General features: G+C 64.7%; 17 protein-coding genes and 1 tRNA gene. 7 read left to right on the forward strand and 11 right to left on the reverse strand.

Annotated features, from left to right (window positions below; translation table 11 throughout):
• Positions 1–15: 15 nt before the first annotated feature.
• On the forward strand, positions 16–1,242 hold the full coding sequence (gene nhaA / locus AAA989_RS03455; protein ID WP_338241165.1) for a Na+/H+ antiporter NhaA: 1,227 nt from the start codon (positions 16–18) through the stop codon (positions 1,240–1,242).
• Positions 1,243–1,908: 666 nt separating this feature from the next.
• Here the strand turns inward: nhaA and AAA989_RS03460 are convergent.
• Positions 1,909–2,193 carry a DUF3297 family protein gene (locus AAA989_RS03460; RefSeq protein WP_338241166.1) on the reverse strand — a complete coding sequence of 95 codons (285 nt, stop codon included), beginning with the start codon at positions 2,191–2,193 and terminating at the stop codon, positions 1,909–1,911.
• 33 nt (positions 2,194–2,226) lie between these two features.
• Positions 2,227–2,502 carry a hypothetical protein gene (locus tag AAA989_RS03465; protein WP_338241167.1) on the reverse strand — a complete coding sequence of 92 codons (276 nt, stop codon included), beginning with the start codon at positions 2,500–2,502 and terminating at the stop codon, positions 2,227–2,229.
• Between the two features lie 160 nt (positions 2,503–2,662).
• On the opposite strand from AAA989_RS03465, the gene AAA989_RS03470 reads away from it, so the two are divergent.
• Positions 2,663–2,747, forward strand: a tRNA-Leu gene (locus AAA989_RS03470).
• A 73-nt stretch (positions 2,748–2,820) separates the two neighbouring features.
• Positions 2,821–4,410, forward strand: coding sequence for a trigger factor (gene tig, locus AAA989_RS03475; protein ID WP_338241168.1), 1,590 nt, complete (start codon positions 2,821–2,823; stop codon positions 4,408–4,410).
• Between the two features lie 48 nt (positions 4,411–4,458).
• Here tig and AAA989_RS03480 read toward each other — a convergent pair whose 3' ends face one another.
• The 3 genes from AAA989_RS03480 to AAA989_RS03490 all read right to left on the reverse strand — a co-directional run bounded on the left by AAA989_RS03480 (position 4,459) and on the right by AAA989_RS03490 (position 10,320).
• A complete protein-coding gene (locus tag AAA989_RS03480) occupies positions 4,459–6,585 on the reverse strand; it encodes a TonB-dependent receptor plug domain-containing protein (protein WP_338241169.1) in 2,127 nt (708 codons plus the stop codon).
• An 83-nt stretch (positions 6,586–6,668) separates the two neighbouring features.
• Entirely contained in the window at positions 6,669–8,186 is a 1,518-nt protein-coding gene (locus AAA989_RS03485; protein ID WP_434781422.1) for an amidase, read from the reverse strand.
• Between the two features lie 40 nt (positions 8,187–8,226).
• Entirely contained in the window at positions 8,227–10,320 is a 2,094-nt protein-coding gene (locus AAA989_RS03490) for a TonB-dependent receptor plug domain-containing protein (protein WP_338241171.1), read from the reverse strand.
• A gap of 222 nt (positions 10,321–10,542) precedes the next feature.
• Here AAA989_RS03490 and AAA989_RS03495 point away from each other — a divergent pair, with 222 nt between their 5' ends.
• From AAA989_RS03495 to AAA989_RS03510, 4 genes are all read left to right on the forward strand, one after another.
• Complete coding sequence (locus AAA989_RS03495; RefSeq protein WP_338241172.1) at positions 10,543–11,238, forward strand: ATP-dependent Clp protease proteolytic subunit; 696 nt, start codon at positions 10,543–10,545, stop codon at positions 11,236–11,238.
• Between the two features lie 198 nt (positions 11,239–11,436).
• On the forward strand, positions 11,437–12,708 hold the full coding sequence (clpX, locus tag AAA989_RS03500; protein WP_338241173.1) for an ATP-dependent Clp protease ATP-binding subunit ClpX: 1,272 nt from the start codon (positions 11,437–11,439) through the stop codon (positions 12,706–12,708).
• 146 nt (positions 12,709–12,854) lie between these two features.
• Positions 12,855–13,061, forward strand: coding sequence for a hypothetical protein (locus AAA989_RS03505; protein ID WP_338241174.1), 207 nt, complete (start codon positions 12,855–12,857; stop codon positions 13,059–13,061).
• 43 nt (positions 13,062–13,104) lie between these two features.
• Complete coding sequence (locus AAA989_RS03510) at positions 13,105–13,797, forward strand: aspartate/glutamate racemase family protein (protein WP_338241175.1); 693 nt, start codon at positions 13,105–13,107, stop codon at positions 13,795–13,797.
• Here the strand turns inward: AAA989_RS03510 and AAA989_RS03515 are convergent.
• The 6 genes from AAA989_RS03515 to mtgA all read right to left on the reverse strand — a co-directional run bounded on the left by AAA989_RS03515 (position 13,794) and on the right by mtgA (position 17,960).
• Positions 13,794–14,291 (reverse strand): GFA family protein, encoded by a 498-nt coding sequence (locus AAA989_RS03515; protein ID WP_338241176.1) that lies wholly within the window; start codon positions 14,289–14,291, stop codon positions 13,794–13,796. The two genes, AAA989_RS03510 and AAA989_RS03515, sit on opposite strands and share 4 nt — an antisense overlap.
• A gap of 119 nt (positions 14,292–14,410) precedes the next feature.
• Positions 14,411–14,962 (reverse strand): fasciclin domain-containing protein, encoded by a 552-nt coding sequence (locus AAA989_RS03520; RefSeq protein WP_338241178.1) that lies wholly within the window; start codon positions 14,960–14,962, stop codon positions 14,411–14,413.
• Between the two features lie 85 nt (positions 14,963–15,047).
• Complete coding sequence (locus tag AAA989_RS03525) at positions 15,048–15,794, reverse strand: anti-sigma factor (protein WP_338241180.1); 747 nt, start codon at positions 15,792–15,794, stop codon at positions 15,048–15,050.
• Positions 15,791–16,363, reverse strand: a complete 573-nt coding sequence (locus AAA989_RS03530; protein WP_338241183.1) for a sigma-70 family RNA polymerase sigma factor — start codon at positions 16,361–16,363, stop codon at positions 15,791–15,793. Before AAA989_RS03530 ends, AAA989_RS03525 begins: the two co-directional genes overlap by 4 nt.
• Complete coding sequence (locus AAA989_RS03535; protein WP_338241184.1) at positions 16,360–17,283, reverse strand: cation diffusion facilitator family transporter; 924 nt, start codon at positions 17,281–17,283, stop codon at positions 16,360–16,362. Before AAA989_RS03535 ends, AAA989_RS03530 begins: the two co-directional genes overlap by 4 nt.
• 5 nt (positions 17,284–17,288) lie before the next feature.
• Complete coding sequence (gene mtgA / locus AAA989_RS03540; protein WP_338241187.1) at positions 17,289–17,960, reverse strand: monofunctional biosynthetic peptidoglycan transglycosylase; 672 nt, start codon at positions 17,958–17,960, stop codon at positions 17,289–17,291.
• Between the last annotated feature and the right edge of the window lie 81 nt (positions 17,961–18,041).

Raw genomic sequence — 18,041 nt, forward strand, 5'->3', positions numbered from 1 at the left:
GGAAGGGCTTCTCGCATGGCCGAACCCAACATCATCAAATCCGCCGTCCGCAACTTCAAAGCCCTGTTCAAGGCCGATGCATTCGAAGGCATCCTGCTGATCGCCGTGGCCGTGGTGGCCATGGTGGTGGCCAATTCAGGCGTCGCGCCGGCCTATTTCGAGATGTTCAACGGCTACCTCTGGCCCAAGGACACGTTCTACCTGAACACCATGCACCTGTGGATCAACGACGGGCTGATGGTGATATTCTTCTTCGTCGTCGGCCTGGAGGTGAAGCGAGAGCTGATTTCCGGCAACCTGTCCGATCCGAAGCAACGAACGCTGCCGATCCTGGCCGCGATCGCCGGCATGGCGGTCCCGATCCTGGTGTTCCTGGGCGTTACGGGCGGCGCGCCCGAGTACCGCGCGGGCATGGCGATTCCCGCGGCAACGGACATTGCCTTTGCCATGGGCGTGATCGGCCTGCTCGGAACGCGCGTGCCCAAGTCGCTGCGCCTGTTTCTGCTGACCGTCGCCATCGTCGATGACATCGGCGCAGTGGCGATCATCGCGATCTTCTATTCCGAACCCAAGCTGCTGTGGCTGCTGATCTCGCTGGGCGTCTTCCTGTCCATGCTGGCGATGAACCGCTTCCAGGTGCGCCACCTGTCGCTGTTCGTGATCGGCACCATCGTGCTGTGGTACTGTGTGCTTAACTCCGGCGTCCACGCTACGATCGCGGGCGTGCTGGCGGCCTTCACCATTCCGATGCGGACCAGGGACGGCAACTCCATGCTGGAGAATGTCGAGCACACCCTGGTGCCGTGGAGCGCCTATCTGGTGGTGCCCATCTTCGGCTTCGCCAATGCCGGCGTCAGCCTCTCGGGACTGGGCCTCGAGAACCTTCTCGATCCCCTGCCGCTGGCCGTTGCGGCAGGCCTGGTGATCGGCAAGCAGGTGGGCATCTTCAGCACCGTGTGGGCCAGCGTGAAGCTGGGCATCGTCAAGATGCCGCCGGGATGTTCTTGGCCGGAAGTCTGGGGCGTCTCGATCCTGTGCGGCATCGGCTTTACGATGAGCCTGTTCATCGGCGAACTGGCCTTCACCGGCTCTTCCGAAGTGGCGCGCCTGCTGCGTGACGAGGCCAAGATCGGCATTCTCACCGGCTCGCTGATCTCGGCCGTGCTGGGCTACGTGATCCTGCGTCTGACGACAACGCACCCCGAAGAAGCGGCGGACGACCCGAGCAGCCCGGTGGTTTGAGGGTTGGGGAAGTTGGCTGGCTACTGAACCGTCAGCTTACGACCCGATTGCAGTCGTTGGGTAGCACGCTATCATCACCGCAAAGGGGCGGATGATGGCCGGGTGGTTTGAAGGAACGGTATCTGTTCTGCAGTGCGGCGATTGCACTGGGACGGTTCCGCATTTCGTCTTTTCAGGCGAAACCGACATGCCAACGCTGGGTCTCGCTTCACTGTCCAGTGCAGAGGCTAATGAACTAGTGTTCGTCGAGCTGGAACCCGCCGAGTTGTCGGATACATCTGGCTCCATAGTGGCAGCGCGGATCAATATTGAGCAGTGCCGGAAGGACTTGCGCTTCATCCGATTGGCTCGAGTGGAGGAAGATGTCCTTCCAAGAGGCATGCCATTCCAAGAGTTCCGGAAAGCCTACAGAGACCCTCTGTTGATCTACATGTGCCCAATATGCGCAAAGGGAGAAGCAGTTAAGGTCATTTCCCTCTCGCCTTCAGCATTCAAACATGAGGGCGGCAAACTGAGAAATCTTACTGGGCGGACGCTTCGAGGCTGAGGCTTCGTTGAACGTCCACTTTCCACCCAATAGCAGACGTTACTTTCCGAGCGCCAGCATACCCTAGCTTTGGCAATTTTCGCAGCGGCACAAGACATTGCCCGCCGCCTCGATTCGCCTCAATCCGCCTTCGCCACCGGCGGATTTTCGCCCAGGTCTTCGTACCAGGCCTCGACCGGGCCGTTCAGCTTGATCGTCAGCGGGCGGCCCTTGCGGTCCACCGTCTTGCCGGCCTGCACCCGGATCCAGCCTTCGGAAATGCTGTATTCCTCGATGTCGGTGCGCTGCTTGCCCTTGAAGCGGATGCCGACGCCGCGTTGCAGCTTGTCGGCATCGAAGTGCTCGCTGCGGGGATCGATCGACAGGTGATCGGGCGGGGTGTCGTTCTGGGTGTCTTCGCTCATGGCGAACAGCCCCTAGCCGGACGCCCGGAAAAATCAATCGGGAGGCAGTATTTCCTCGTCGGGAACGGCGGCGGGCACTTCTTCCGGCGTATCGCCGGGATTAAGGGTATCTCCGCGCTCGATATCGATTTCGTCCGGGTGCGTGCGATCCTTCTGCACGCCGTGCAGGTCGCGCGCGCCGTGCCAGGCGTCACGGTCCTGCGCGCCCTCGTCCTGGGCGAGTTCCCTGGCGCCCAGGGGAGGCGTCGCCGGGTCTATCTTCGGGGCCGGCTTCGTCTGGTCGGCATCGCTCTGGCTGGACTTGGTCATGGCTGAAACCCTTGTGTGGTGATCGAGACTGAAACCGCCTGCCACCCCTCCCCGTTCCTGTTGCACATTCCGTCTATCGTGATCCTTGCCCTTTTCGCCCTTGCCCCCTATGGGCACCGCTTCGTTTCGCAGGCGTCCTGCCTGCACGGTTCGTCGGGCCGCGGGCGTGGCGGAATTGGTAGACGCGCTGGTTTTAGGTACCAGTATCGCAAGATGTGGGGGTTCGAGTCCCTTCGCCCGCACCAGTTTCGCAAAGTCAGCGGCTGGCCGGAAAACCGGCCTGCCGAACCGCCAGGATGTATTGAGTAAAGGCAAGTCATGCAGATCGTCGAAACCACCAATGAAGGCCTCAAGCGCGCCTATTCCGTCACCATCACGGCCAAGGAAATCGATGACAAGATCGATGCCGAGGTGAAGAAGGTCGCCCCGCAGGTGCGCATGCCCGGCTTCCGTCCCGGCAAGGTGCCGGCCAACCTCGTGCGCAAGATGCACGGCGATGCGCTGCACGCAGACGTGCTGAACACCACGGTGCGCGAATCGGTCGACGGCCTGATCAAGGACAAGAAACTGCGCCCGGCGCTGCAGCCCAAGGTGGAAATGGCCGACGGCTACGAACAGGGCAAGGACGCCGAACTGACCGTCGAGGTCGAGATCCTTCCCGAGATCGAGACTCCTTCGATCGAGGGCCTGAAGCTTGAGCGCCTGACCGTGCCCGTCTCCGACGAGCAGATGGACGAGGCGCTGGGCCGCCTTGCCCAGAACCAGAAGAGCTACAAGGACGCTCCCAAGACCAAGAAGGCTGCCGAGGGCGACCAGCTGATCATCGATTTCGTGGGCCGCGTGGACGGCACGGAATTCGAAGGCGGCAAGGCCGAGGACGCGCCGCTCGTCATCGGATCGGGCCAGTTCATTCCCGGTTTCGAGGACCAGCTGACCGGCGTGAAGACCGGCGATGAGAAGACCATCACCGTGACCTTCCCCGAGGACTATCCCGCCGAGCACCTGGCCGGCAAGGAAGCCGAATTCGACGTCACCGTGAAGCAGGTGAAGGTCGAGTCCGAGACCAAGATCGACGACGAGTTCGCCAAGGGCCTGGGGCTCGAGAGCCTGGACAAGCTCAAGGAGCTGATGAAGGGCCAGATCGAGCAGGAAAGCGCCGGTCTCACCCGCACGCAGATGAAGCGCCAGCTGCTCGACAAGCTGGCCGCCGATCACGACTTCCCGGTTCCGCCCACCATGGTGGAAGCCGAGTTCGAGCAGATCTGGAACCAGCTGCAGGCCGAAGCCGCCAAGGAAGAGGATACCGAAGCTGCGCTGAAGGAAATCGAGGCGGAAAAGGACGAGTACAAGCGCATTGCCGAGCGCCGCGTGCGCCTGGGGCTGCTGCTTTCCGAAATCGGTCAGGCCAACAAGGTCGAGATCACCCAGCAGGAAATGCAGATGCTGATCCAGCAGGCGGCGCAGCAGTATCGCCCGGAAGATCGCGAGCGGTTCATCGAGTATATCCGCAACGAGCCGATGGCGCAGGCCCAGCTGCGTGCGCCCCTGTATGAGGACAAGGTGGTCGACTACCTGTTCGACCAGGCCGAAGTGACCGAGCGTGAAGTGACGCGCGAGGAACTGGAAGCCGCGATCGAGGCGGAGGAAGGAGCCGAAGCCGAGAAGGCCAAGCCCGCTGCCAAGAAGAAGGCTCCGGCGAAGAAGGCCCCGGCCAAGAAGGCCGACGAGGACAAGGCGGCGGACGAGAAGCCCGCTGCCAAGAAGGCCCCCGCCAAGAAGGCACCTGCCAAGAAGGCCGACGAGAAGAAGGCCGACGAGAAGCCTGCTGCCAAGAAGGCTCCGGCCAAGAAGCCCGCTGCCAAGAAGGCACCGGCGAAGAAGGCTGCTGCCAAGAAGGACGCCGAGTAGGCGCTGCGTATCCTCCCCGTGCCCGGCGGCATGGGGAGGAGCGACCCTCTAGAAGTTACCTGCCACGGTCACGCGGAAGGTCTGCCCGATATCGCGGCGGCGTTCTTCGGTGAACAGCACCGGCGAATCGTTGCGCGGACCGGCATAGACCGTGCGCAGCAAGGTGGTGTTGGCATCGAAGACGTTGCCCACCCGCAGGCCGACGGTGGCGCCGAACACGTCCTTGTGCTCGACGAAGACCGAACCGAACGTGCTGGGCGGATGGTCGAAGAATGCCTCGCGGACGCGGTAGAAGCGCGCGCGTTCGGTATCGCGGAAACCCAGGCCCCAGGCATAGTCGGTTTCCGGAATGTCATGGCGGAAATCGATCTCGATCTGGAACGGGTTGTTGCCATCGAAGCGCCGTTCCAGCGCGGTCACCGGATCGATGAGGTTGGAATTCTCGATCTCCAGCCGAACGTCCAGCTGCGCGCCGCGCACGCCCAGCGGCTCCATTTCAAGCCTGCCGTTCAGTAGCGCGCCATAGCGCCGCGCGCTGTCGATGTTGCCGCGCGCCTCGCCCCCGCCGAACACCGGCACGATCAGCACCAGGTCCTCGATCCGCTCGTCGAACAGGGTCAGCGTGGCCGACCCCCAGCGTCCGAAATTCTTCGACGCTTCCAGCCGGAAATCCCAGTTCTGCTGCGGGCGCAGGTTGTTGTTGCCGGCGTTTTCCTGGTCTTCGGTCAGGTTCACGCTGGCGAGGAAGTCGCCGAATTGCAGCTGCCCAACGCGGCGGGCGATTTCAAGGTTGATGTCCAGCCCTTCGGCCGCCGCCCAGGCGATGTTGAGGGAGCCCTTGGGCCGCTGGAAGGTGCGCGAGAGGGCGTTGGCGCCCGTCTGCGCGATCTGCGAATATTCGCCCCCGCCGATCAGCTGGACGGACAGTCTTTCGGTAACGGGAAATCCGACGCTCAGCAGTGCCTCGTAGCGATCCTCGCGCACGCCGCCGGCCCCGGCGGGGAACGGAATCTCGACGTAATTCTGGACGTCGGGATCGTAGGCGAACAGGCGGCCCACCTGGTCCAGCCGGTTGAAGGCGGCCTCGCCCGATACCTGCCAGTCCGCGCCCCACATGCCCCAGCCGTATTCCGCGCGACCGATCCTCTCTCCCTCTTCGCTCAGGCGCGTGAAGCGGGTTCCGCTATCGGGCACGCCGCCCAGTTGGAGCAGCGAGCGGGTTGCGAAGTCGCCGTCCTCGTAGGCCTCGAGGCCGATCAGCTTCAGCCGCCCGGGGCCGAGGGGGAATTCGATATCGGCCCCGATCTCGTAGAACCATTCGTCGTTGCTGGCGATGAAGCGTTCGTTGAACGGATCGAGCGGATTGGAGGCGATTCGCCGCTCGATCTCCTCGCTGCGGAATATCTGCAGCCCGCCGCTGAGATTGAGATTGGCGATCGCTTCCGGCCCCAGGTCGACCTGGAACTGGCCATTGAGCGTGGGCCGGTTGGAATCGCCGCGCGAGAGGTTGTTGCGCGCGTCCACCACGCCCGCCGCATCGGTGAAGATCGCCGGGCCCTCGGAGCCGCGGTAGAACGTGCCGTTCTCGAAAGCGATCGTGAAGTCGACTGGCCCGGTTTGGCCGGACACGGAGAGCTCGCCTTCGAAGACGTTGGGATTGGCGACACCCGAGTAGAATTCCGGCCGATACTCGAACTGCCCGGACAGCCCGCCCTGCTCGACGATGATGTTGGCGACCCGGCCCGAGAGACCGGGAATGTCCAGAGTCGCGCCGTCCACCACCTCGATGCGGATCACGTTCGACACCGGAATGCGCGCCAGCTGCTCGGCCGTGCTGGTGGACTTGCTGGAGATGCGCGCGCCGTTGATCAGCAGGTTTTCCTGCGCCTGCCCGAACCCTCGGCCCCCGCCACTGTTGTCGATCTCGAAACCGGGAATTTCCTCGATCAGGTCGGCGGCATTGCGCGGGGCGAAGCGTTCGAAGTCCTCCGGCACGTAGACTTCGCGCGCAGCAGCGCGGGAAGCCGGCGCCTGATCCTCGGCCGCGGGAACCTCCACGGCATCGGGCGGCCCGGCGTCAGACGGGTCGAGATCCTGCGCCAGGGCAGCATGGCCGGGAAATAGGCAAGCCGCGACCAGCGCCAAGCGGGCGGGCTGCGGACAACGAAGGGACACGCGGAAAACTCTCCTGATTGATTTTGTCCGGCGCGCTAGACCAGATCAATCTGCAGGTAAAGCAAGAGTATCCCTTTGTCCCGTCATTCCGGGGCGGTCGCGCCCCAGGGTTTCCAGCGTTCGAACGAGGGCTGGGGAATATCCACCGAGCGCGCGCGTTCATAGGCTGCGCCGGCGTGCAGCACGGCGCGATCGGCCCACCGGGCACCGATGAAGGAAAGGCCGACAGGCAGCCCCTCCACGTGCCCCATCGGCACGGTAAGGTGCGGATATCCGGCGATTGCCGCCATGCTGCCGATGCCGATCCCCTCTATCCAGTGATCGCCCAGCACCAGGTCCACGTTCCAGGCCGGGCCGCGCGTGGGAGCGATCAGGAACGCCACCTCGTTCTCGGCCAGCAGCGCATCGATGCCCTCTTCGCGCGCCAGCCGCCGCGAAGTGGCCAGCGCTTCCTCGTAGGCCGCGGTGTCCGTCGTCTCCAGCGCCTGCTCGAAGATGTCCTGGTCGAACCAGCGGAGTTCGGACAGGGCGTGGACGGCATTGAAGGCGATCAGGTCGTCCAGCGAGCGCACGGGAATGTCGGCGGGCGAGTTCTGGAGATAGGTATCGATGTCCCGCTGGAATTCGTGGAGCAGCACCGTGTATTCGGCCTCGCCCATTGCGTCGCTGGGGGAATAGTCGATGTCGACAAGCACCGCGCCCGCGCGGCGCAGGTCGGACAGGGCCTGCTCCCAAACCTGCCCCAGCGGCTCGAACCCGCCGTATCGCCCGCGCACCACGCCGATGCGCACGCCGTCGAGAGATGCCTCGGCAATCCCTTCGGCGAAGTCGACGGCATGGTCGTCCGCCTCTGCCGTCGCCGGGTCCAGCGGATCGCTGCCGGCAATGGCGGTCAGCAGCATGGCTGCGTCCCGCACGCTGCGGGCCATCGGCCCTGCCGTGTCCTGGCTGGCGCTCAAGGGGACGACGTGCGTGCGGCTGACCAGGCCCACGGTAGGCTTGAAACCGACCACGCCGTTCAGGCTGGCGGGACAGGTGATCGAACCGTCGGTTTCCGTGCCGATGGCCGCCCAGGCAAAGCCCGCCGCCACCGCCGCGCCGCTGCCGCTGGAAGAGCCGCAGGCGTTGCGGTCTGTCGCGTGCGGATTGCGCGTCTGCCCGCCCACCGCGCTCCACCCGCTGGTGGAGGACGTGCTGCGGAAGTTGGCCCATTCGGAAAGGTTGGTCTTGCCCAGCACCACCCCGCCCGCCTCGCGCAGGTTGGCGACCAGCGGGGCGTCGCGGCCCGTGGCATTGTCCGCCAGGGCGAGCGACCCCGCGGTGGTGGGCCATTCGCGTGTCTCGATATTGTCCTTCACCAGCACGGTGCGGCCATCGAGATAGCTTCCCGTGCGATAGCCCCGCTCCAGCGCACTCCCGTCGAAAACGATCAGCGAATTGAGCGCTTCATCGAGTGCCACGACCTCTGCAGCGCTGCGCCCCGTCCAGCGGTCGACCGGGTCGCCGCGTGCTTCGATTTCCGGTGAATCGGCGGATTGGGCGTAGGCGGTTTGCGGAAGAGCGAGCGCGGCAGCGAAGGCTGCAAGGGCAGGAATTCTCATTCCCGCCTTGTGCGCCGCCCCCTTGCCGCAGGCAATACCCCTAGAAGTCGCCCGTGAGGCGGAAATTGAAGATCGGCTGCACCGACAGGTCCTGCGTCTCGCGGAACAGGAGCGGGCTGCGGTCGCGGTAACCGTCGTAGACATAGCGATCCAGCATGCCCCTTCCGTCGGTCAGGTTGAAGATCGAGAAGTTGGCGGTCATCCCGAACACGTCCTTATGCTCGACGAAGGCGTAGGTGTAGGTCGGGCCCTCGGTATTGGTGCCCGTCTCGCCCAGGCGGTAGTAGGGCAGCGTGTGGTTGTATTCGAGGCCCGCGCCCCAGGCCCAGTCGCTGTCCGGAACGTCGTGCCGCAGTTCCACGTCGACCTCGCGATCCTCGTGGCCGCCGAAACTGCGGCTTTCCCCGGTAAGCGGGTCGGTGAGATTGCTCTCCTCCAGTTGCACGGTCACTTCCAGCTGCATCCCCGTCAGGCCGACAGGCTCCAGCTGGAAAGTGCTGTTCCAGCGAATGCCGTAGAGCGTGGCGCTGTCGATGTTGCCGCGCGTCTCCAGCCCGCCCTCGACCGGAATGAACTCGATGTAGTCCTCGATGAATCGGGCGAACACGGTCAGCTCGGTGCTGCCCCAGTCGCCCAGGTCCTTCACCGCCTCGGCATCGATCTCCCACGTCTGCGATGGCTTCAGCTCGATGTTGCCGGCGTTGGCCTGGCCCTCGTTCAGCGAAACGCTGGCAAGGAAATCGGCGAACGAAAGCTGTCCCACCGTCCGCGCCATCTCCAGCGACACGTCCAGCCCGTCCTCCAACTTCCATGCCAGGTTCACCGAACCCTTGGGCCGCCAGAAGCTGCGCGTCAGGCCCCGCCCGCCGGTCTGCGAAATGATCGAGTATTCCCCGCCCGCGCCGATCTGCAGCGTCAGGTCGGCGGACAGGCTGCGCGAATGCGTGAGGATGGTTTCATAACGATCCTCCGTCACGCCCCCGGTGCCGTTGGGGAAAGGGACTTCGACGAAGTCTCCGGAGGGATCGAGATCGAAAAGCTGCGCCGTGCGGTAGAGCCGGTTGAATGCGGCCTCCGCGTCCAGTTGCCAGTCGCCGCCCAGCATGTCCCAGCTGTATTCGGCGCGGGCGATCCGTTCGCCGGTTTCGGTGCGGGAGGCATAGCGACTGCCGGTATCCGGGCTGTCGTCGTCGAAGATGTTGATCGAATCCGAGCGGAAGCGGCTGCGATTGTATCGCTCGAGGCCGATGAGCTTCAGCTGGCCGGGGCCGAGGCCGAACTGGATGTCGCCGCCCAGTTCGTAGCTCCAGCCTCGGTTGCGGTTGTCGAAATCTCGCAGGTAGTCCACGCCGGTCACAAGGTCGCGAAACTGGTCCTCGCGAAAGTCTTCGTAGGAACGGCGGTAATTGGCGTTGGCGTTCATCACCGTGCCGCCAGGCGTCGTCCATTTCACCTGGCCCGACACGCGCGGAAGTTCGCCGACGAACTGATTGCGCACGTCGCGCGTTTCCAGCAGGTTTCCGTCGGGGTCGAAGACGAAGGACTCGCCCCCGCCCGCCGCCCCGCGACCGGTGCCGTTGGCGATCGCCACCGTCCATTCCAGCGCCTCGCCCGCGCCGCTCAGGGAAATCTCGCCGCCAATGAAGCTGGGCTCGGCATATTTGGGGCGGAAGCTGGCGCGATAGGTGAATCGCCCGCTGAACGGATCGGGCCGGGTGATGACATTGGCGACCTGGCCGGAAAGACCGGCGATCCCCAGCGTCGCGCCTTCGACGATCTCGATCCGCTCCACCCTGTCGGTGCCGATGCGGCTGAGCTGGGTGAAGATGTTTTCGGACTTGTTGGTATTGCGCTCGCCGTCGATCAGGACGTTCGCCGTCGCCTGACCGAGGCCGCGTGCACCCTCCTCGCCGCGGATGGTGAAGCCGGGCACTTCCTCCAGCATGTCGAGCGCGTTGCGCGGGGCGAAGCGTTCGAAATCCGCGGGGTAGAAGACGCGTGTGCCCGCGGCGGTCTGGATGGCATCGGGGGCGGGAGCGAGCTCCTGTTCCGGCGCTTCGGCCTCCTGCGCCTGCGCCGGGGAGGTCACGGCAAGCAAGGAAGCGGTGGCAACGCCGGAAAAAAGTCCCCTCAAAATCAGTCCCCTCGATCAATGACATTTGTAATCGCGCGTGGTTACAGGGGAAACCTGGCGAGGGCGCGCGCCCAGTTCGACAAGTTGCGATTTCAGCCCGATCAATCGACCAGCGTCGATTTCAGGCCGATAAACGGATTCTGAAGGGAACCTGCGGCACCCCCTTGAACCGGAAGGGCCGAAAGGCGACATAGGCCTGGTAACACGAGAGAAGGATCACGCATGTTCGACCTGTTCGGCGACAACAAAGACCAGTTCACGACAGACCCCGTCACCGGCGCCCTGGTGCCCGTCGTCGTCGAATCGACCAGCCGCGGAGAGCGCAGCTTCGACATCTTCAGCCGTCTGCTGCGCGAGCGTATCGTCTTCGTCACCGGCCAGGTGGAGGACACCATGGCTTCGCTCATCGTGGCGCAGCTGCTGTTCCTCGAAAGCGAGAACTCGCAGGACATCTCGATGTACATCAACTCGCCGGGCGGCGTGGTGACCGCCGGCATGGCGATCCACGACACCATGCAGTACATCAAGCCGAAGGTGCGCACCGTGGTCGTGGGCCAGGCCGCGTCGATGGGCAGCTTCCTGCTGGCCGCTGGCGAGCCGGGCATGCGCGTCGCCCTTCCGAACGCCCGCGTGATGGTTCACCAGCCCAGCGGCGGCGCGCGCGGCATGGCATCCGATATCGAGATCCAGGCCAAGGAAATCCTGCGAATCCGCAAGCGGATGAACGATCTCTACGTCGAATACACCGGCCAGAGCCTCTCCGACATCGAGAGGGCGATGGATCGCGATACCTTCCTCGAGGCGGACGAAGCCAAGAAATTCGGTATCGTCGACGCGGTTTTCGCGCATCGTCCCAAGGACGACGAGGAGCACGATCGCAGCGGCACAGGCGGCGCACCGACCGAGGAAAGCGAGTAATTGCGCAATCGCAAGCCCCTCTATCGTCGGACCGAATTTTGTAGCATTTTGGCAACCCTGTACCTTCAGGCTGGCGCAAGCCGGGGATGATAGGGTTTCATTTGATTGATATTCATCGTGCCTGCCCTAGATTGGTAGGCCGAGTCCCGAACATTTGCCCATCCCGGGTCCGGTTGGGACACACAGGACACGAAGGTTATGACGAAATTGAGCGGAACCGATAGCAAGAGCACCCTTTACTGCAGTTTCTGCGGCAAGAGTCAGCATGAAGTCCGCAAGCTTATCGCCGGTCCCACCGTCTTCATCTGCGACGAATGCGTGGAACTGTGCAACGACATCATCCGCGAGGAGGCCAAGAGCGGCCTCGCCGGTCGCAAGGATGGCGGCGTGCCCGCGCCGATCGACATCTGCGAAACGCTGAACGACTACGTCATCGGGCAGGATCGCGCCAAGCGCGTGCTGTCCGTCGCGGTGCACAACCACTACAAGCGGCTGAAGCACTCCGGCAAGTCGAACGACGTCGAACTGGCGAAGTCGAACATCCTGCTCGTCGGCCCCACCGGCAGCGGCAAGACGCTGCTGGCGCAGACGCTGGCGCGCACCTTCGACGTGCCCTTCACCATGGCCGATGCCACGACGCTGACCGAAGCGGGCTACGTGGGCGAGGACGTGGAGAACATCATCCTCAAGCTGCTGCAGTCGTCCGACTACAATGTCGAGAAGGCGCAGCAGGGCATCGTCTACATCGACGAGATCGACAAGATCACCCGCAAGGCGGAAAACCCCTCCATCACCCGCGACGTGTCGGGCGAAGGCGTGCAGCAGGCGCTGCTCAAGCTGATGGAAGGCACCACCGCCAGCGTGCCGCCGCAGGGCGGGCGCAAGCATCCGCAGCAGGAATTCCTGCAGGTGGACACCACCAACATCCTGTTCATCGTGGGCGGTGCCTTCGCCGGGCTGGAAAAGATCATCGGCGACCGCCTGCAGAAGCGCTCGATCGGTTTCGGCGCCAACGTGGAAGATCCCACAAAGGCCAAGATCGGCGAGATGCTGGAGAAGTGCGAGCCCGAGGACCTGCTGAAATTCGGCCTGATCCCCGAGTTCGTCGGCCGTCTGCCGGTCATCGCCACGCTGCATGACCTGGATACCGATGCGCTGGTGACGATCCTCAAGGAGCCGAAGAACGCGCTGGTGAAGCAGTATCACAAGCTGTTCGAGCTGGAAGACGTGGAACTCACCTTCACCGACGAGGCGCTGGAAGCCATCGCCAAGAAGGCGATCAAGCGCAAGACCGGCGCGCGCGGCCTGCGCTCCATCGTGGAGGGCCTGCTGCTCGACACCATGTTCGATCTTCCCAGCATGGACGACATTTGTGAAGTCGTCGTCGATGCGGACGTCGTGGAAGGCCGCAAGGAGCCGATCCGCGTGCTCGCCAACGACAACGGAAAGAAGAAGGAAGCGGCAGCGTAATCGCCTGCCGCTTCAGCCTCCCACCCCGTTTTCTACATTTTCGGGAAAATTCGCGGCGGTCCATCCGGGCCGCCCTTTCGCGTGCCTGACGACCCGGCGCGCTTGACCACCCCTGCCCGGCGCAGGGCAAACAAGGAGATTATCCAATGCCGACCAATTCCGAACTCGCCGCCAAGATGCTGCGCGATGCCTCCATGTTCTTCCGCCAGGTGGGCGAACAGAACCCGCCCGTCGCCGACCAGATGAACCAGAACGCCGCCGTTTACGAACAGGTGGCGCAGCTCGTGGAAAGCGATCCCACCGGTGAAGTGCCGGCGCAGGAACCCGCCGAAAGCCAGCAGGCATCCGAATAGAATAGCCTGTCCCGCTGATCCCGCCATCGGGTAGATTGGTTGCATGAAGACCATCGGCCTGATCGGCGGGATGAGCTGGGAAAGCTCCGCATTATACTATGCCGCGATCAATCGCGGCGTCCGCGACCGGCTGGGCGGCAGCGCTTCGGCCCGGATCGTGATGGACAGCTGCAATTTCGCAGAGGTCGAACGCCTGCAGCACGCCGGCGACTGGAACCGGCTGGGCGACATGCTGGCCGCCACCGCAAGACGCCTGCAGGATGCAGGCGCGGACCTGATGCTTCTCTGCACCAACACCGTGCACCGCCTTGCGCCCGAGATCGAGGCGGCCATCGACGTGCCCCTGCTGCACATCGCCGACCCGCTTGGCGAGGCGATCCAGACAAGCGGCCTGACCGATGTCGGCCTGCTGGGCACGGCCTTCACGATGGAACAGTCTTTCCTGACGGACCGTCTGCGAGAGAAGCACGGCATCGCCTGCCTTGTCCCCGACACGCAGGATCGCGCCGTGGTGCACCGCGTCATCTACGAGGAACTGATCGCAGGAGAGACGAAACGGGAAAGCCGCGATGCCTATCTGGCCATCGTCGATCGCCTCGCCGCCATGGGTGCGCAGGGCGTCGTGCTCGGCTGCACCGAAATCGGCCTGCTGCTGCAACAAGGCGATGGCCCCCTGCCCCTTTTCGATACCGCGGCCCTGCACGCCGCAGCGGCGGTGGATGCCGCGCTGGCCTAGCCCTCCGCTGCCTTGCGACGCGCGGCCAGGGCGCGCAGCCGGTCCAGGCTTTCTTCGGACAATACCTCGCGCGGATGGTAATAGCCCTCGAACTGGCGGATCCCGGCAGGCGGAGTCACCCACGGCATTGCCTCGGCCATGAAGATCGCCACGTCGGGCCTGATGCTGCCCGGATCGTCGAGCGACCCTGCGCGCACACCCGTCGATAGGCGGCCCAGCCGCGCGTAATAGCTGAACACAGCCGTGGCGCAGTTCGCGCAGCGCGCGATGGTGTGGTCCTGCCCGCTGCCGCCCGGCACCGCGAATTCCGAAAGCTCGCCCGAAAGGAGTTCGATCCTGTCGCTTTCCCAGAAGCCGTTGACGACGCAAGTGGAGCCCGTCTGCTGCTGGCACTGGCGGCAATAGCAGTTGTGCACCATCATCGGTTCGCCCGTGATGCGATAGCGCACCTTGCCGCAGGCGCAGCCGCCTTCCCTGTGTTCCCCGTCACCCACGCGCTCTCTCCTTTCCGCGAACAGGGAAGCGCGAACGCTGCGGCCATGCAAGAAGGAAAACGCCCCGCCCGGCCGACAGGGGCCGGACGGGGCGTCCGTTGCTGCGCCTTTGGATGGGGTCAACCCGGCAGCAGAACGCCGTCAAGAACGTGGATCACGCCGTTCGCGGCATCGATATCCGCAGCTGTGACCTGCACCTGCCGGTCGGCTCCGTCGGTCAGCACGATGTTGCCGTTCGACAGCCGGGCGACCAGCGTCTCTCCGGCCACGGTATTGATCACGGCCTGGCCGTCCCCGTCGCGGATCAGCTGGGCGAGGTCATCGGCCGAAACCCGGCCGGCGACCACGTGATAGGTCAGCACGCCCGTCAGCTGGTCGCGGTTCTCGCTCTGCAGCAGAGTGGGCACGGTGCCTTCTGGCAGGGCTTCGAAAGCCGCGTCGGTGGGGGCGAAGACCGTGAAGGGCCCGTCGCCCTGCAGGGTATCGACGAGACCGGCAGCCTGCACGGCCGCCACCAGCGTTTCGAAATCCTCGTTGCCCGATGCCACCGCGACGATGTCCGGGTCGGAGTGGTGGTCGTGATTGTGATTGTGCGCCAGCGCGGGCGCGGCGGTGAACAGCGCGCCTGCGGCAAGCAGGGCGGCGAGTGCGGATCTGGTATTCTGCGACATTGCATTGCTCCTTTGTCTGACAAGTCCCGTCCAACTTGCGAGCGGAGCTACGGAGCGAGCCTGCAAAAGGTCGCAGAATATTTTTCTAAATCGCGGTGAACTGTCCCTCGGCCACGACGGGGCCGGCTTCCGCGTCGGCGGGCTTGCCGCCCAGCGGCTCGCGCGTCAGCAGCAGCTGCGTGCCATCGTGGAAATGGTCCGCCAAGCTTGCATCGACGGCGAAGCGCGCCTCCTCGCCCGGCACGATGACGCCGAGGGAATGCAGGTCGCCCTGCCCGTCCACCAGCCACAATTCATGGTCGTGAACGCCGTCGGCCGCGAGACCCGTGGAGGATACGGACAGCTGTTCGCGCTCCGGCACCCAGGTCAGGGCCAGGCGCAGCGGCGTGTCGGCAATCGGGATCGAGGCTGCAAGCAGCGGCGCCTCGTCGCCGGGTGAGAGGTCAGGCTCCGGTATTTCCGGGCCGGAGGTAAGAACGAAGGTGAGCGCCAGGGCCACCGCTCCTGCCAGCGAGGCACCGCCCATCCAGCGCCAGCGATCGCGGCTGCGTCGCAGGGCAAGCAATTCCACCACCCCCGCGCCGGGCACGTGGGGCCCCGCGCCGGAGACGGTCTGCTCGATCCGGTCCCAGGCCCCCTGCGGCGGCGTCACCTCGTCCCAGGCGTCCAGCAGCGGGGCGAAGCGATCCTCCCACCGCGCGACTTCGTCCGCGAAGGCCGGTTCGCGCGCCAGCTTTCCGCGCGCCAGCAGCAGGCGCTCGCCCTCCAGCAGGCCGAGAACGAATTCTCCGGCCAGCACCTGGTCTTCAGCAAGGGCGGGTTCGTCGGTCATTCTTTCTCGATACACGCTTTCAGGCGGGCCAGACCGCGATGGACGCGGGATTTGACGGTACTGAGCGGCACGTCGTCCTCCTCCGCGAGCTGGACATAGGTCGCGCCGGTGAAGAAGGCGCGGGCGATGGCGGAGCGTTGCCGCTCCTCCAGTTGCGACAGGCAATAATGGATGCGCGCGTCGCGCTGGTCCAGTTCCACCTGCCTGTCGGCGGGAATGGAGCCGTCCGCGACATTAGCGGCCGCCTCCTGCGGAACGGCTCCGCATGCCACCTTGCCGCCGGCACGCAGGCGGTCGATGGCGCGGTTGCGGGCCATGGTCGCCAGCCAGCTGATGGGGCTTGCGCGCGAGGCATCGTAGCGGTCGGCGCGCTTCCACAGGTCCAGGTAGACATCCTGCAAGGCATCTTCGGCTTCGCGTTCATCGCCCAAGATACGCAGGCAAATGCCGAAAAGTTTTGCCGAGGTCGCCTGGTATATGTCCCGCAGCGCGCCGCGGTCCCCGGCGGCAAGCCGCGAAATGTTCGCCTTCAGCAAGGCGCGCGCGCGATCCGCCGCAGGATCGCTCATCCGCAACCCTCTGCACAGTTCTCGAAGGTGGTTTCCACCTGAAGGGTCACGTGGCCGATGGCGTGATGGTGCTCCAGTTCGTGCGCGGCTTCGCGCAGGAAGGCATCGCCGGGATGCCCGGTGGGCATGATCAGATGCGCGGTCAGCGCCGTCTCGGTCGTGCTCATGGGCCAGATATGCAGGTCGTGCACCGCTTCCACCCCCGGCAGCCCGCGCAGGAAGCCGCGAACCTGGCCTTCGTCCACCGTCTCCGGCACGGCCAGCAGGCTCATCTTCACGCTGTCCTTCAGCAGGCCCCAGGTGCCCCAGGCGATCACCGCCACGATCACTAGGCTGACGATGGGATCGATCACGAACGCGCCTGTCAGCAGGATCGCCACGCCCGCGATCACGACGCCTACGGACACCAGGGCGTCGGCGGCCATGTGCAGGAATGCGCCGCGGATGTTCAGGTCGTCCTTGCGGCCGCGCATGAACATCAGCGCGGTGGCGGTGTTGATGACGATGCCCACGCCCGCCACCCAGATCATCGTCCAGCCCTCGGGTTCCACCGGGTCGATCAGGCGGTCTATCGTCTCGATCAGGATGGCGCCGATGGCCACCAGCAGCAGCACGGCGTTGGCGAAGGCGGCGAGGATGGTGGAGCTTTTCAGGCCGTAGGTGAACCGCGCGCTGGGCGGCTTCTTCGCCGCGACGCTGGCGCCCCAGGCGATCAGCAGGCCCAGCACGTCCGACAGGTTGTGGCCGGCATCGGCGACCAGGGCCATCGACCCCGAAAGGAAGCCGAAAACCGCCTCCACCACCACGAAGACGGTGTTGAGAACCACGCCGATGGCGAAGGCGCGGCCGAAATCTGCCGGTGCATGGGCGTGCCCATGGCCGTTACCGTGCGAATGCGTGTGAGAATGCCCTGCGCCCATCTGCGCTATTCGTAGACGCAGGAATCGAGGCCGTCACGCCTTACGACGCCGATCCGCGCTTCGATGGTATTGCCATAGCGCGCGGTAAAGCCGCCGGGGTTCACCGCCTCGCGGGTCTTCGGGCTGGGCAGCACGGCGGCGATGCGGCTGGCCTCGTCGGCGGAAAGGCGCGCGGCGGAATGACCGAAGTATCGCTGCGCCCCGCTTTCCACGCCGTAGGTGCCCAGCCCCGTCTCGGCGACGTTGAGATAGACTTCCATGATCCGTCGCTTGTCCCACAGGTTCTCGATCAGCACCGTGAAGTAGGCTTCCAGCCCCTTTCGGAACCAGCCGCCGCCCTGCCACAGGAACACGTTCTTGGCGGTCTGCTGGCTGATGGTGGAGGCACCGCGCTGCCGCTCGCCCCGCGCGCGCTCTTCAAGAGCTTCCTCGATGGCTTCACGGTCGAATCCGTCGTGCGTGCAGAACTTGCCGTCCTCGGCTGCGATCACCGCGCTCACCATGTTGCGGTCGATGCGCGAAAGCGGCTCCCAGTCGCGCGTCACGCTGCGCTCGTCCATCAGCATGGTGGCGGTGTAGGTGACGGGCACGAAGCGCAGCAGGATCACCAGCGCCAGGCTGATGACGACGAACAGCAGGATCGTCTTGGCGATGATGAGGAAAATGCGAAGGATCATCGCAACGCATTAGCCAACCACGGGCCATCGCTCAATTGCCCGCAGCGTCAGGCACCCCTGCGCCGCCAAAGAGCGACGTAG

It is taken from the genome of Aurantiacibacter hainanensis, from assembly GCF_036321025.1.
Lineage (GTDB): Bacteria > Pseudomonadota > Alphaproteobacteria > Sphingomonadales > Sphingomonadaceae > Alteraurantiacibacter > Alteraurantiacibacter hainanensis.

Coding starts and splice junctions, on each gene's coding strand:
- mtgA (WP_338241187.1), bottom strand. CDS start 17,960: ATGATCCTTCGCATTTTCCTCATCATCGCCAAGACGATCCTGCTGTTC.
- AAA989_RS03505 (WP_338241174.1), top strand. CDS start 12,855: ATGCCGACCAATTCCGAACTCGCCGCCAAGATGCTGCGCGATGCCTCC.
- AAA989_RS03510 (WP_338241175.1), top strand. CDS start 13,105: ATGAAGACCATCGGCCTGATCGGCGGGATGAGCTGGGAAAGCTCCGCA.
- AAA989_RS03535 (WP_338241184.1), bottom strand. CDS start 17,283: ATGGGCGCAGGGCATTCTCACACGCATTCGCACGGTAACGGCCATGGG.
- AAA989_RS03460 (WP_338241166.1), bottom strand. CDS start 2,193: ATGAGCGAAGACACCCAGAACGACACCCCGCCCGATCACCTGTCGATC.
- AAA989_RS03465 (WP_338241167.1), bottom strand. CDS start 2,502: ATGACCAAGTCCAGCCAGAGCGATGCCGACCAGACGAAGCCGGCCCCG.
- tig (WP_338241168.1), top strand. CDS start 2,821: ATGCAGATCGTCGAAACCACCAATGAAGGCCTCAAGCGCGCCTATTCC.
- clpX (WP_338241173.1), top strand. CDS start 11,437: ATGACGAAATTGAGCGGAACCGATAGCAAGAGCACCCTTTACTGCAGT.
- AAA989_RS03525 (WP_338241180.1), bottom strand. CDS start 15,794: ATGACCGACGAACCCGCCCTTGCTGAAGACCAGGTGCTGGCCGGAGAA.
- AAA989_RS03495 (WP_338241172.1), top strand. CDS start 10,543: ATGTTCGACCTGTTCGGCGACAACAAAGACCAGTTCACGACAGACCCC.
- AAA989_RS03530 (WP_338241183.1), bottom strand. CDS start 16,363: ATGAGCGATCCTGCGGCGGATCGCGCGCGCGCCTTGCTGAAGGCGAAC.
- nhaA (WP_338241165.1), top strand. CDS start 16: ATGGCCGAACCCAACATCATCAAATCCGCCGTCCGCAACTTCAAAGCC.
- AAA989_RS03485 (WP_434781422.1), bottom strand. CDS start 8,186: ATGAGAATTCCTGCCCTTGCAGCCTTCGCTGCCGCGCTCGCTCTTCCG.
- AAA989_RS03520 (WP_338241178.1), bottom strand. CDS start 14,962: ATGTCGCAGAATACCAGATCCGCACTCGCCGCCCTGCTTGCCGCAGGC.